Genomic DNA, 13,053 nt, shown 5'->3' on the forward strand with positions numbered 1-13,053 from the left:
GACGAGGGCAAGGAAGGCGCGGGTGAGGCGCGGGGCGCGGTCAGGGCGTGCAGTTGGTCAGCACCCGGACGTCGTCGAGGTAGACCCCTTCCCCCGTGTTCGAGGAGCTGTCCGACGAGTCGAAGCGGAAGCGGAACTGGGTGGACTGACCGGCGAGCGCCGCCGGGATGGCGGCGGAGAAGGACCCGAAGGAGGTCTTGTTGTTCGCGTTCAGCGGCTCGTTGCCCGACTTCCAGATCAGGGTCCCGGAGGGGACGGCCGTGATGGTGAGCTGGTCGATCGAGTAGTAGGTCTCCTCGGTGTCCTTGAACATGCGGAACTCGAGGCAGAGCTTGCCCTGCGCCGTCGGCAGCGAGACCGACGGGCTCGTCGCCTCGCCGGAGACCGGCTTGCTCGGGTCGTTGTAGGTGTGGTTGTCCACGCGCCCGAAGTAGAGCGCGTTCGGCGTGCTCACCTTGCGGGCGACGTCGCTCTGCCACTTCACCGGGCTCGTGGCCGGACTCGGGGCGAAGGTGAACCCGGAGGCCTGCGCGTCGTCGAAGCCCCAGACCACCATCGGCGTGCCCCCCGAGACGGCGAAGGCCGTCCCGCTCACGGTCGGGTCGCAGTGCTCGCAGGCCGAGTCGGCGTTGGCCTCTCCCGACTGATAGCACTTGTTCGCGTACTTGATGCGGAAGAGGCAGGAGCCGGCCTGCAGCGGGAAGGTGCACCCGCCGAGCCCGTCGCAGGTGTCGCTCGTGCAGAGCAGGCCGTCGCTGCAGCTGTAGCTCGTCCCGGCGCACCCGCCCATCCCATCGCACTTGTCGAGCTTCGTGCAGGGGTTTCCGTCGTTGCAGCTCGCCCCCGCCCGGGGCAAGTAGGTGCACTTCCCGCCCGAGCAGATCCCCGGCACGCTGTAGCAGTCCTTGTTGGGCGGCGAGTCGCAGGTCACGGTGGCGCACGGGTCGCCCTTGCAGATCCCCTTGACCGTGTCGCACCCGAAGGGGCAACCCACCTCGGCCTTGCCGTAGTTGCAGGAGCCCGCGGAGCAGAAGCCCGGCGCGGTGTTCACCGTGAGGGTGTTGGCGTCCTTGCAGCTATTGGCGGGTGGCGTGTTGCAGATCACCGCCGAGCCGCCGCACACCCCGTCGGTGCAGGTGTCGGTCTCGGTGCACGGGTTGCCGTCGTTGCACCCCTTGCCGTTGTCTGCCTCGTACTCGCATTTTCCGCCCTTGCAGGTCCCCTGCGCCTTGTAGCAGGCGTTGAGCGGCGTGTCGCAGGTGATGCCGGCGCACGGGTCTCCCTTGCAGGCCCCTGTCGCCGCGTCGCAGCCGTGGGTGCAGGCCTCCTCCGTCGAGGTGTAGTCGCAGGTGCCGCCGGTGCACGCCCCTTGCTTCGCGTGGCTCACCACGGTGTTCGCGTCCTTGCACGTATTCGGAGGCGGGGTGGTGCACACCTTCGCCGTCCCGGCGCACTTGCCGCCGGCGCACTTGTCGTTCTCCGAGCAGGGGTCGTTGTCGTCGCAGCCCTTGCCGTCCTCCGGCAGATACGTGCAGGTGCCGTTCGTGCAAATTCCCTCCGCGCGATGGCAGCCCGACGGCGGCGACTCGCAGGTCTTGCCGAGGCAGGGATCGCCCTTGCACTTGCCCTTCTCGCAGCCGAGGGGGCAGGGGACCTTCACGTAGGGGTAGTCGCACTGCCCGGTCTTGCAGCTGCCGGCCTGCGCGTACGCGCGCAACGTTCCGGTGTCCTCGCAGGTGTCCTCGGGGACCTGGTCGCAGCTCTTCGGCTTGCCCGCCTTGCACTGCCCGCCCGCGCAGCTGTCTCCCTCGGTGCAGGCGTCGCCGTCATCGCAGCTCTTCCCCTCGTCCGGTTCGTATTTGCACTCGCCGTTCCAGCAGGTGCCGGCGGAGAGGTAGCAGCCGCTCGGGGGGGTGTTGCAGTCTCCGCAGAGGTCGGGGCACGCTCCGGTGGCGGGGTCGCAGGTCTTGTTTCCCGCGCACGCCTCGGCCCGCCACTGAAACCCCGCGTCGCTCGTCTTGCAGAGGAGCTGCTTGCCGTTCTGGTCGCAGCGGGGCTGCTCGCCCTCCTTGCAGCTCTGCGCTCCGACGGAGCCGTCGCCCACGGCGGGGGGTTTCGAGGTGGCACACCCGTAGACGGTCACCGTAAGCGCTGTCACCAAAGAAATACGTCGCATGGTCTAGTTCCTGGTCCTTTGCTGCTTCGACTTACGAGGAGCTGTCCTCGATCTTCCGATCTCTCTCGGCGCCCGTCGCGGGAGCTGCTTCGCCGGGGCTCGGCCCGAGGCGGCCGTCCCAGCCGAGCGTCTCGAGTAGCCGCCTCCGCTCGGCAGGCAAGGGGGCGCTGAAGCGTTGGCCGAGCAGGGTTACCTCCAGGCCGTGCAAGAAGGCCCCCTCCACCCCCGGAAACGGGGACCCTCCATAGAGAAGGTCGCCGACGAGCGGGTGCCCCACGTGGGCCAGGTGTACGCGCACCTGGTGGCGGCGTCCCGTGCGGCAGCCTATCCGTAGGAGCGTGAACGCCCCGAGCGCGCAGACCGGGGCGTAGCGCGTGGTCGCGGCTTGACCGGTGCCGCCGCGCTCCTGCGGGACCACCTGGACGCGGGTGCGATCTCCGGGGACACCTTCCAGCGCCAGGCTGATCTCTCCCGGGCGGGTGATCGTTCCGTGCACGAGAGCCAGATAGGTCTTGTGCACCCCCTCGTTGCCGAAGAGGGCGCGCAGCGTGCCGTAGCTCAGCCGATTGCGAGCGGCCACGAGCACTCCGCTCGTGCTCGTGTCCAGGCGGTGCACCAGGCCCGCCTCCCGGGGGTGCGGGCTGGCGTCGGCGCATTCGGGGTAGCGCGCCACGAGGGCGTTCGCCACGGTGTCGGTCTCCCCCGGCACGAGGGGGTGGCACGGCACGCCGGCGGGCTTATTCACGACCACGAGGTCGGCGTGCTCGGCGAGCACCTGGAGCGGGAGCTCCGGTTGCGCGGGCGGCCTTTCGTCGGTGGCGGCGGCAGCCACGAGCACGCGCTGGCCCACGGCGAGGCGTAGCCCCTTCGGGCGCTCGCGGCCGTCCACCAGGATCTGTCCCTTGTCGAGCAGGCGCGTCAGCGAGCCGCGCGACAGGCCGGGGATGCGTCGGCGAACGAATTGATCGAGGCGTTCGCCTTGGGCCTCCGGTTCGACGACGAACTCGATGGGCGGTCCGGCGGGCACGTCACGGGCGCTCCCGCACCGGATCGAAGCGGCCGAGAGCGTGCGTCAGGGAGAGGCGGGCCACGTCGCGCTGGTACAGGGTGCGCGTGAGATTCAGCTCGGCGTCGAGCTGGCGCTGGTTGGCGTCGAGGACGTCGAGCTGGGTCGCCACGCCGGCCTCGTAGCTCGCGGACATGTCCTCGGCCGTGGTCCGCGCCAGCTTCAGTGCCTTCTCGGCGCTCGCGATCGCGGCGCCGGCGGCGGTGACCTCGGCCTGCAGGCGCACGACCTCGGATTCGATCTGTCGCCCGAGCTGGTCGCGGAGCGCCTGCGCCTCGCGGATCTTGGCCTCGGCCTCGCGCAGCTCGGCGTAGCGCAGTCCGCCGTCGTAGATCGGCAGGTTCAAGGTCAGCATGAGGTTCCATTGCCCGCGCTGGTTCGCAAAGCCCGCGGCCTCGGTCCAGCGGTAGAGCCACGCGAAGTCGAGCGAGGGGAGAAAGCCCCACCACACGGCCTCCTTCGCCTTGCGCGCGAGCTCGAGGCCCGCGCCGGTGGCGCGGTAGTCCGACCGACGGACGAGCGCGTCCCCGAGCCCGGGGCCGCCTGCCGGCGTGGCGGGCTCCGGTGGGCGCGTGGCCTTCACGCTTCCGCCGAGCCCGAGGAGGATCCCGAGCTGCCGCTGCCCCGCCTTCAGCGTGTGGCGCTGCTGCAGCAGGGCCTGCTCGTCCTGCGTCGAGACCAGCTCGGCCCTAAGGAGGTCGGCGCGCGGCGTCTTGCCGACCTCGTAGCGCGCGCGCGCCGCGGCCACGTTCTTCGCGTCGAGCTGGACCTTGTTCTCGAGCGCCTTCACCGTTTCCTGCTGGCCGAGGACGTTGTAGTAGGCGCGCGCCACCTCGATCAGGAACTCCTGTCGGGAGCGCACCTGCTGCAGACGGGCTTGCTCGATGGCCCGGCCCGTCATGCCGAGCCGCGGATAGACGGGTCCGCGGAAGAGCGGCAGGCTGGCCACGACGTTGAAGCCGAACTGATTCTCCTTCTGGATCACGATCGGGTCGCCCGCCTTCACCCCGGGCGGGAGAAAGGCGCCGAAGTCGAGGCGAACCTCCTGGTCGTAGTGCGTGAAGGTTCCCTGGAAGGCGGCGGTGGGCTTCAGCGCGGCCCAGGCCTTCAGCCGCGCCGCCTCCGCCTGGGCCACGCGCTGCTTGAGCAGCTCGAGCGTGGGGCTCTGCTTCACCGCCTGTTCGTAGGCCTGGTCGAGCGTCAGCTGGTCCTGGGCTGCCGCGCTGAGGGGAATCGACGCGAGCAGTATCGCGAGCAGTCGTCGAGAGATCATCGGTCCGCTGGGGTCAGTCCGCCGAGGGGTTGTCTGCTTTCGGCGTCCGGACCTTCGCACGGGGGCGGGGGGCAGGGGAAGAGGGTCGACGGCTCGCCGCGCGGTCCTTGGCCGGGGGGGTCTTCTCCACGGTCGTGTCCTCTGCCGTCGCGTCGGCTTTCGCGTCGGTCTTTTCCTCTGCCTTCGCGTCGGCGGGCTCCTTCGCCGGGGTCTCCTCCGGCGGGCGCGCGGACGCCTCGTCACCGCTCTCCTGCTCGCTTTCGTCGTCGGGGGCTGCCGAGGGCTTGAGGCCGAGCTTCTTCGCGCGGCTGGCTTCCAGGTAGAGGACCAGTGTCTGTCCCGGTTGCAACGCCGCGGAGCGGGTGAGCCGGTTGATGCGGCCGAGGCTCCCCACGCTCAGGCCGAAGCGCCGGCTCAACGCCACGAGCGTGTCGCCGCGTCGGACCCGGTAGAGCACGCGGCGACGTCCCTTTTTCTCTTCGTGCTGGTTCAGGAACTCGTCGCTGCCGGCCACCATGACGCGGACCCGTCGCGATTCGAGCAGGCGCACGCCGGTCCGGTCGAGGCTCGAGAGGATGAAGGCCTGCAGCACCATGGCGGGCATCAGCTTCGCCTGGGGCTCGATCGCGTTCCAGGCCGAGAGCTCGCTCACCTCTACGCCGAGTCGCGCGGCGATCTCGCTCAGCGTATCGCCGGGCGCCACGCGGTAGAAGACACGCTCGCGGCCCGCGACCGTCGTCGGCCGCCCCGGAGGAAGGGCCACGACGATCGCTTCGCCGCCCGCCTCCTCTTCCTTGTCCTTGGCCGTCCGCGCGGCAGATGCGGGGACCAGAATCGTGAGCCCGGGGCGCAGCTCGGCGGCGGACTTGAGCCCGTTCAGGCGTCGGAGCGCCACCGCAGAGAGCCCGTACCGCTCTGCCACCTCTCGGTCCGTGTCTCCGAGCTTGACCCGGTAGGGCATGTAGCGGGGCAAGGTCCCCTTCATGCCGGGCAGCTTCGCGTAGAAGCTCACGGCCGTGCCGGCGGGGATGCGGACCCACACTTTGCCGGAGGGGGGCGTGCGGCCGCGCCGGAGCTCGGGGTTCAGCTGCTCGACCTGCGCCTTCGGCACGCCGGCCGCCTGCGCGAGCTGCGCCAGGGTCAGCGTGCTGCCGACGGAGACGAGCTGGTACGAGAGCTCCGGGTCGGGGGTCACCTCGGCGAAGCCGAAGGCCGCTCGGTTCTGCCCCACGATCGCGGCGGCGAGGATCTTCGGCACGTAGAGGGCCGTGGACCAGGGGAGCCCCGCCTCGTAGCTCGAGAGCTGCCAATAGTCGTTCGTATTGTACTTCTGAATGGCCTGCGTCACCGCGCCGTGCCCCGCGTTATACGCGGCCAGGGCCAGCTCCCAGGTGCCGAAGCGCACGTGCAGCTCCTTGAGGAACTGCGCGGCCGCCTCGGTGGCGCGCTCGGGGTTTCGTCGCTCGTCGATCCAGTGGTCGCTCCGCAGGCCGAAGGCCTCCCCGGCGTGCGTCATGAACTGCCAGATCCCCGCCGCCCCGGCGTACGAGGTCACCGTCGGGTCGTAGCCGCTCTCGATCATCGCCACGTAGGCGAGCGCCTGCGGGAGGCCGTACTTCTGCAGCGTCTTGGAGATGACCTGGAGGTACCGGCCCTGACGTTTGAGCCAGAGGCGCATGATGGCGCGCCCCCGCGGGTCCGTCCGGTAGAACTCGAGGTATCGGATGAGCTTCGGGTCCCAGGTGATGGGAAGGTCGGGCAGAACGAGGCGGGTCATCCAGCTCGCGGGAGCCTTGCTCGGCTCGGGCGCGGCGGAGGCGCGATGTCCCGGGGTGCGCAGCTCGGGCGGGAGATTCTCGAGCGACGGGCGCGGCGCGCGCCGGGGCGCGGCGGCCTCGGGTTCGGTGGCCTTCGCGTCGCCCGGGCGTAGGGGTCCGCCCTTGGGGAAGGCGCCTTCCTCGAAGCGACGCAGGTCCTCGAGCGGCGCCTTCGGTTCCGCAGGGGCGGGCTCCGCCGCGCGCGCCTCGGGCTCAGCGACGGGCGCGGGCGCAACGGGTACCGGCGCGGCGGGCGCGACGGGTTCAGGCCGCGCTTGCGCGAGCCCCGAGGGGAGCCCGCACAGCGCAGCCGCGAGGGCGAACGATAGCTCTCGCCGGAGGGTGTGCGACATTTGAATACACGGAGTCTAACAGAGCCCTCCGGAGGACTCAACTTCCTGCACGCGGCCCGCAGGTCTTACTTCTGCTCGGCCGTGGGGTGCGCGGCCTTCCCCGGCCCGACGGCGGGCGGGCGCGCTTCGTCGCTGGTCGGTTGCGGCTCGTGCCGACGCGCTCTCCTCCGTCCGATCGCCTCGCCGAGCGCGGGCAAGCCGCGCGCGCCGAAGACGATGAACAGGATGATGAGGAGCAGGATGAGCTCGGTGATGCCCGGCACGATCGCCTCGCGCACACGTCAGAAGAAACGGGGGCACGTTCACAGGACCCCGCGCTGACCACATAGCACGAGCGGTCCGGCGCGTTCAACGCGAGGGTGAGGAAACCGCAAGGAGGCGCCGCGCGGCCTCCCTCAGCGCCTCGGAGAGCGTGGGGCTGCCGACCACGAAGCGTAGATCCGGCGCGCGCAAAAACGGGAGGAGCCGGATGCCGACCTCCGACGTGGTGTGCGGGTTCAGCGCGAGAGCACGCTTCACGGCGTAGCGAGCCGCCCACTTGTGGCACGCGAAGATCTCGCGCTGGACCTCCGGCAACGTGGGCCGGCGGGCGGCCAGCGCCACCACGTCGCGCTCGGTGAGCCGAGGATTCGCGAGGAGCTGCCGCACCACGTCGGCCTCCGGGTGACGCAGGAGCCGGTCGAGGACGTCCGGGTCGGAGCTTCGCGCGAGGCTCTTGCGGTGTCCGAGCGTCAGCTCGCGCGCCGGCTCGCGCGGTGGCTGGTGCTCCGTCTGGACCACGCCCGTCCAGAAGAGCTGCGGCAGGGCGTGGAGCTCGGCCTCCTTGGCCGCGACGTAGAGCGACTCGACGAGCGAGTAGTCCATGAGGCCCCGCCCGAGCGCGCTGGTGAGCGAGCGCAACGCGATGTTGAAGGGGGGGCCGCCATCGCGTCCGCGACGGTGGATCTCGTCGAGCATCAGCGCGGCCTCGGTGGCGGACAGGCGACGGACCTGCTCGACGAGGACGGCCTCGCGCATGGCCGGCTCGGGGAGGGCGGCCAGCTTCTGCGCGAGGACGAAGCCGCGCGTGGCGGGGCTCACGGAGGGTCACACAGCTCGGCCCGAGCGATCTCGGCAGCGACGTCGTAGCGCTCCGGCGCGTAGTCCTCGGGGAGCGGCGCGAGCACGACCATGTAGGCGACCGACTGGCCGATCGTCAGGCGCGCGTTGCGTCCGTCGGAGCCCGCCGGATTCAGCCGCGCCTCGAGACCGTCGGGGGAGAGCTTGCCGAGCTGCTCGGCGGCGAAGACGTTCCCCGCGGGGATCTCGCGGCGGATCACCGTGAGACCGCTGCGCCTGAGGAGGCCTCGCACGTAGATGTAGCGGCGCGGAACGGCGCCGTCGTTCTTGATCGCACCCTCGAGGATCAGGGCGCGCTGGCCCCCGGCGAGTCGCACCTCGCGCGCGATGGGTGGGGAGAGGGTGAGGCCCTCGAGCTCCGGCGCGGCCCGGGGCTTGTCGCCGAGAGCGCGGTGCAGCATGCCGCGCAGATTGCCGAGGTCGAGGGACCAGTCGTTGCGGTAGAGCACGAAGAGCGAGAAGAGGACGCCGCTCCCCCCGAGCAGCAGGACGAGCAGCCCGAACGCGCGCCCCACGCCGCTCCCCTCGGCCGCGACGGAGACCTGCGGCGGCGGTAGGGTCCACGCGGGGAGCGGGACGGCGGCCGGCAGCGCGGGAGTCGGAGCCGCGGGCACGACCGTGGGCGAGGGCGTCGGAGCCACGGGCGCGCTGGGAGCCGCCGAGGGTGCGCCGCCGCGAACCGCTTCCGGGAGCTCCGGCGGGTCCTCCGTCAGGGCCGGCAGGTCGGGGAGCGTGACCGGCAGAGGTCTCGAGGCGCTCGGGCTAGCTTCTGCGGCGGAGGTGCTCGGGGAGGCGACGAGGGTTTCGACCTCCGGCATCGTGGCAGCCGAGAGGAGCGGCTGATCCTCGGGGAGGGTCGTCACGGGCCGCAGCGCCCCCTCTACCGGGACGGTCGTGACGCGCTGGATCGGGGGGCCGACGTCGCCGAGCTCCGGGTCCACGACCACGGTGGTCAAGGTCTGGCGCGGCACGACGGGAGAGGCCCCCCCGCCGATCTCTCCCGCCGCCGAGACGCGCGACCCCGAGCTCTTGAGACCCGGGCCGCGTTGGAGCGCGGGCTCGGTTGCGATGGCCTTGGGGGGCGCCGCTTCGCCGAGGCGCAACACGAAAGCGAACGTGCAGGTGGGGCAGGTGGTCTTGAGGACCCCGCTGCGCATCAGCTCTTCCGCCACCTCGAGCAGCGCCTTGCACTTGGGGCATGGAATGCGCATGAAGGGTCGCCTCGATTATGGGTCAATGCCGCGAGGGGGATCAAGGACCGGACCAAGAGGGTCGCGGGCGGTGTGCTTCCTCGGAGACGCGGCAATTGTGCAGCGCGTCGGGGTGTGATATCAACGCCCTATGACCGGCACGACTACGAGAATCATCAAGCGCTACGCGAACCGGAAGCTCTACGACACGCGCGACAGCCGGTACGTCACGCTCGAGCAAATCTCGGAGATGATCCGGAACGGCGAAGACGTGAAGGTCGTCGACAACAGCACGAAGGAGGATCTCACATCCGTCACTCTGGCGCAGATCATCTTCGAGGAGGAGAAGCGCAAGAAGAGCTTCCTTCCGCTCGGGGCGCTGCGCAAGATCATCCAGACGGGGGGCGAGTCCCTGCACGAGCTGATGAACCAGCTCAACCTGTCCGCGCAGCGCGTGGGTCAGGTGTTCCGTCGGGAAGACAAGGAGCAGGGGCCCGAGGCCGCGGCCGAGCCGGCGCCGACCTCCGCCAAGAGCGCCGAACGTCTCGAGGCCGGGCGCTTCCTGAAGGAGTTCGTGGACGGCGTGCAGACGACCCTCGACGAGTGGCAGACGCGCATCGACCAGAACATCCACAGCGCCATCGACAGCGTGTCGCCGCTCGCACCGCTCCAGAAGGAGATCACCGTCCTGCAGGAGCGCATCGCCGACCTGGAGCGCAGGCTCCGCGGCGACGGTGAATCGGGCGGGTCGTCCTCCTCGTAGCTGGAAGCCCGCCGCGCGAGGGCAGCACCAAGGCCCGCCGCGCCCGCCTCGCTCGCTTCCTAGTACTCGCTTCCTAGTAGTCGACCGCCAGCGCGAAGCTGACCGCGTGCTGCGCGCCGGATTCGTCCGCTAGGTCGACGGGGATCTGCGTCACTGCCGTGACGAGCCGGTCCGTGGCGCGTCCGGCGGCGAAGTAGCTGTACTCGGCGAGCAGCGAGAAGAGATAGAGGTTCGCGCGCAGCCCGAAGAAGAAGCGGTGCCGGAGGATGTTGTCCTGCTGGTCGAAGGTGAAGTGCGCGTTGCAGTCGGCCGCGCGGCATTGCGCCAGCTCGAGCGGGGTCCGGGCCGAGGCGAGGCTCTGCGCCACGGCGTCCACTCCCGGCGTGGCGTCGATGACCTCCGAGGCCGCCAGCACCCACAGGAGCTGGTAGCCGAGGTACGGCGTGAGATTGAAGGTCGAGGCGATCCCGAAGTGCTTGGAGATCGAGAAGTCCAGCGCGCCGGTGGTCAGGTTGAAGCCCGGGGTGCCCATGAGCCGGCTCGCGGTGCCGCGCACGGCCAGCCCGGGGAGCGGCCAGCCGTGGAAGCCCTCGTGCAGCGAGACCTTGGCCGACACGACGCCGGCCACCATGTGGCTCCCGATGAGGTGGCGCATCCCGAGGCCGAGCTCCACCGAGGGGACCGGCAGCCAGAAGCTCTTGCGGAGCATCGCCGAGATCGTCGGCGCGAAGGAGGCGGGTAGCTCCTGGTCGATGCGGGCCGCGGCGGCTCCCGTGCGGATGTTTCCCTCGGAAAAGGCGGTGGAGGAGACCGACTCGGCCGCTCGCCAGTAGCGGTGCTCGGGTGGCGCGTACTTGTCGTTCGCGTTGCGTCCGCCGTTCGCGTTCTTGCGCGGGTTGATGCTGGTGAAGCCCATTTCGAGCGCCGCGTTGAAGCCGTTCCACCCGCGCGTCTCCGCGGTGGAGAGGATGTTGGGTGCGAAGATGGCGCCGAGCTCCGACATGAGCGCCCGGAAGGCCGCGTTGTCGGGGATGACCTGCTTCACCCCGAACGCGGGGTTGTAGCCGCCGCCGCAGTCGAGGATGGCGTTGTTACCGGCCTCGATGATGCACAGACGCCCGAGGTTGAGGTCCCAGTCGCCCGCGTGCGCGTGCGGACTCGCGATCAGACCCGCGAGCAGGGGACCAAGCAATCGGACGATCCGCATGCGCGCAATCTCCTTGATCTTTCGAGCGCGGAGAATAACAACAAGGAGGCCAGCGGATCAACAGCCTCATCCCCCGCACGTTTCGAGGAGCGCGATGGACTACACCGAGATCCTCTACGCCGTGGAGCAGCGCGTGGCGCGGCTCACCCTGAATCGACCGGAGAAGCGAAACGCGCTCAGCCTCGCGACCGTGAGCGAGCTCTGTCACGCGCTCGAGCGGGCCAAGGGCGACGACGAGGTGCGGGTGGTGGTGCTGACGGGGGCCGGAAAGCTGTTTTCCGCCGGCGGAGACCTGGGGCAGATGAGCGCGGGAGGGGGGACGGCCGCCGCGGTGCCTCCGCGCTCGTACGTGGACCTGAACCTGGTGCTCGCAGAGCTCGGGAAGCCGACGATCGCGATGGTCAACGGCCACGCGCTCGCGGGAGGCCTGGGGCTCGTCGTGGGTTGTGACCTCGCCCTCGCGGCCGAGAGCGCGTGCTTCGGCACCCCGGAGATCAACGTCGGGCTGTGGCCCATGATGGTCATGGCCAACCTGCTTCGTACCGTGGGGCGCAAGGCCGCGCTGCGGCTTCTCCTGACCGGCGAGAAGATCAGCGCCGGCGAGGCGGTGCGCATCGGACTCATCAACGAGGCGGTGGCCGATGACGGGCTCGAGGCCCATACGATGGCGCTGGCGCAGGCGCTCGCGGCCAAGAGCCCCGCCGTGATGCGGCTCGGCCTCCACGCGCTGCGCGCCGCGGACGAGAAGCCCTTCGAGGAGGCGCTCCGCTATCTCGAGGGCCAGCTCGGCGCCGTGCTCTCGACCGAGGACGCACGCGAGGGCCTCTCCGCGTTCCTGCAGAAGCGAGCTCCGGTGTTCACCGGGCGCTAGCGCTCCGCGGTGAGCGGGCTCCCTCTCGCGCCGCCGCACTTTGGGGCTTTCTCGACGACGTGGTAAGATGGGGCCCTTCGCAAGGGAGGAGCCGAATGCGCAGCCGAATCGCCGCAGGAACGTGGTGTGCGGTGCTCCTGCTCCTCGGGGGGCCGTCGGTCGGCCACGCCGAGGAGAAGCAGGCCGACCTGGCCGAGGCCAAGCGGGCGTTCAAGGCCGGTCAGGCGATGTTGCAGCTGGATCGCTTCGCCGAGGCCATCGTCGAGTTTCGCAAGGCCTACGAGGTGACGAAGGACGGTCTAGTGATGGGGCAGGTAGCGCTGGCCTACGAGAAGGCTGGCGACTACGAGGCCGCGCTGAAGGCCATTCGGGTCTACCGCGAGGCGCTCCCCGACGCGGACAGGGCTTCGGTGGACGAGATGATTCAGCGCTTCGAGCGCATGATCAAAGAAGGGCGGTCGAAGCCTCTCGAGCTGCCGGGCGAGAAGCCCGCGGGTGAGGCCAAGGCGGCGGCCGGCCAGGGCAAGGCGAAGGGGGGCGGCGAGAAGGACAAGGCTCCCTCGGCGGGGCGCAAGCGGTTCTGGACCTGGATCACGGCCGGCCTGGCGGGCGCTCTCGCGGTGGGCGGCACGATCCTCGGCATCAGCGCCAAGTCCAAGTACGACGATCTCAAGGGACGCTGCTCCCCCTCGTGCCAGGACACGGAGGTGGCCGGTGTGCGCAGCCGCGCCATCGCCGCCGATGTGATGTGGGGCCTCGCGGCAGGGGCCGCGGTAACGGCGACCGTGCTCTTCTTCCTCGAGGGCCGCAAGAAGTCCGCGGCCGACGACTCCCCGGCGAAGGACGACGCGGAGGAGAAGGAAGACAAGAACGACAAGCCGGAGAAGGAGGAGGAGGAGGTCAGTCAGCGCTTCCGCCTGGCGCCGATGGTGGGTGGTGGGACGTATGGGCTCGGGGCCGAGATTCGGTACTAGAGATGGTCCCGTTTAGAGGGGTACTACTCTTCGTGGCCCTGAGTTCGGGGTGCTCGGCCCTCCTCGACACCGAATCTCTGAACAAGGGCGGTGGAGACGCCGGCGCTCGGGACGCCGCGACCGACGGGCGCGTGGGGGATGCTCCGGTGGACCAGGGCCCGAAGGAACTCGGCTCGGGCGATGGAGCGCTGCCCGACGGGGCGATCGGTGACGGACCTCGGGGCGACGGTCCCGTGGCCGACGG

General features: G+C 70.3%; 11 protein-coding genes. 3 read left to right on the top strand and 8 right to left on the bottom strand.

Annotation, left to right across the window (positions count from 1 at the left end; all coding sequences use genetic code 11):
• Nucleotides 1–40: 40 nt before the first annotated feature.
• The 7 genes from IT371_21530 to IT371_21560 all read right to left on the bottom strand — a co-directional run bounded on the left by IT371_21530 (nt 41) and on the right by IT371_21560 (nt 9,015).
• On the bottom strand, nt 41–2,176 hold the full coding sequence (locus tag IT371_21530; GenBank protein ID MCC6750261.1) for a hypothetical protein: 2,136 nt from the start codon (nt 2,174–2,176) through the stop codon (nt 41–43).
• 31 nt (nt 2,177–2,207) lie between these two features.
• On the bottom strand, nt 2,208–3,203 hold the full coding sequence (locus tag IT371_21535; GenBank protein MCC6750262.1) for an RluA family pseudouridine synthase: 996 nt from the start codon (nt 3,201–3,203) through the stop codon (nt 2,208–2,210).
• A 1-nt stretch (nt 3,204) separates the two neighbouring features.
• A complete protein-coding gene (locus tag IT371_21540) occupies nt 3,205–4,515 on the bottom strand; it encodes a TolC family protein (GenBank protein MCC6750263.1) in 1,311 nt (436 codons plus the stop codon).
• Nucleotides 4,516–4,528: 13 nt separating this feature from the next.
• On the bottom strand, nt 4,529–6,685 hold the full coding sequence (locus tag IT371_21545) for a LysM peptidoglycan-binding domain-containing protein (GenBank protein MCC6750264.1): 2,157 nt from the start codon (nt 6,683–6,685) through the stop codon (nt 4,529–4,531).
• Nucleotides 6,686–6,750: 65 nt separating this feature from the next.
• A complete protein-coding gene (locus IT371_21550) occupies nt 6,751–6,948 on the bottom strand; it encodes a twin-arginine translocase TatA/TatE family subunit (protein ID MCC6750265.1) in 198 nt (65 codons plus the stop codon).
• 85 nt (nt 6,949–7,033) lie between these two features.
• Nucleotides 7,034–7,765, bottom strand: a complete 732-nt coding sequence (locus tag IT371_21555; GenBank protein MCC6750266.1) for a hypothetical protein — start codon at nt 7,763–7,765, stop codon at nt 7,034–7,036.
• Nucleotides 7,762–9,015, bottom strand: coding sequence for a hypothetical protein (locus IT371_21560; protein ID MCC6750267.1), 1,254 nt, complete (start codon nt 9,013–9,015; stop codon nt 7,762–7,764). Before IT371_21560 ends, IT371_21555 begins: the two co-directional genes overlap by 4 nt.
• 130 nt (nt 9,016–9,145) lie before the next feature.
• Between IT371_21560 and IT371_21565 the strand changes: the two genes are divergently transcribed.
• Nucleotides 9,146–9,757 (top strand): polyhydroxyalkanoate synthesis regulator DNA-binding domain-containing protein, encoded by a 612-nt coding sequence (locus tag IT371_21565; protein MCC6750268.1) that lies wholly within the window; start codon nt 9,146–9,148, stop codon nt 9,755–9,757.
• Nucleotides 9,758–9,830: 73 nt separating this feature from the next.
• On the opposite strand, the gene IT371_21570 is transcribed toward IT371_21565, so the two are convergent.
• Nucleotides 9,831–10,964: a hypothetical protein gene (locus IT371_21570; protein MCC6750269.1), complete on the bottom strand. Its 1,134-nt coding sequence runs from the start codon at nt 10,962–10,964 to the stop codon at nt 9,831–9,833.
• A 94-nt stretch (nt 10,965–11,058) separates the two neighbouring features.
• Between IT371_21570 and IT371_21575 the strand changes: the two genes are divergently transcribed.
• Both IT371_21575 and IT371_21580 read left to right on the top strand, forming a co-directional pair.
• Nucleotides 11,059–11,835: an enoyl-CoA hydratase/isomerase family protein gene (locus IT371_21575; protein ID MCC6750270.1), complete on the top strand. Its 777-nt coding sequence runs from the start codon at nt 11,059–11,061 to the stop codon at nt 11,833–11,835.
• 95 nt (nt 11,836–11,930) lie between these two features.
• Nucleotides 11,931–12,809, top strand: coding sequence for a hypothetical protein (locus IT371_21580; GenBank protein ID MCC6750271.1), 879 nt, complete (start codon nt 11,931–11,933; stop codon nt 12,807–12,809).
• Nucleotides 12,810–13,053: the final 244 nt, after the last annotated feature.

The organism is Deltaproteobacteria bacterium (assembly GCA_020848905.1).
Lineage (GTDB): Bacteria > Myxococcota_A > Polyangia.

Excerpts from the sequence above, each read along its gene's own strand:
- IT371_21530 (MCC6750261.1), bottom strand. The coding sequence starts at position 2,176 with ATGCGACGTATTTCTTTGGTGACAGCGCTTACGGTGACCGTCTACGGG.
- IT371_21540 (MCC6750263.1), bottom strand. The coding sequence starts at position 4,515 with ATGATCTCTCGACGACTGCTCGCGATACTGCTCGCGTCGATTCCCCTC.
- IT371_21545 (MCC6750264.1), bottom strand. The coding sequence starts at position 6,685 with ATGTCGCACACCCTCCGGCGAGAGCTATCGTTCGCCCTCGCGGCTGCG.
- IT371_21560 (MCC6750267.1), bottom strand. The coding sequence starts at position 9,015 with ATGCGCATTCCATGCCCCAAGTGCAAGGCGCTGCTCGAGGTGGCGGAA.
- IT371_21565 (MCC6750268.1), top strand. The coding sequence starts at position 9,146 with ATGACCGGCACGACTACGAGAATCATCAAGCGCTACGCGAACCGGAAG.
- IT371_21570 (MCC6750269.1), bottom strand. The coding sequence starts at position 10,964 with ATGCGGATCGTCCGATTGCTTGGTCCCCTGCTCGCGGGTCTGATCGCG.
- IT371_21575 (MCC6750270.1), top strand. The coding sequence starts at position 11,059 with ATGGACTACACCGAGATCCTCTACGCCGTGGAGCAGCGCGTGGCGCGG.
- IT371_21580 (MCC6750271.1), top strand. The coding sequence starts at position 11,931 with ATGCGCAGCCGAATCGCCGCAGGAACGTGGTGTGCGGTGCTCCTGCTC.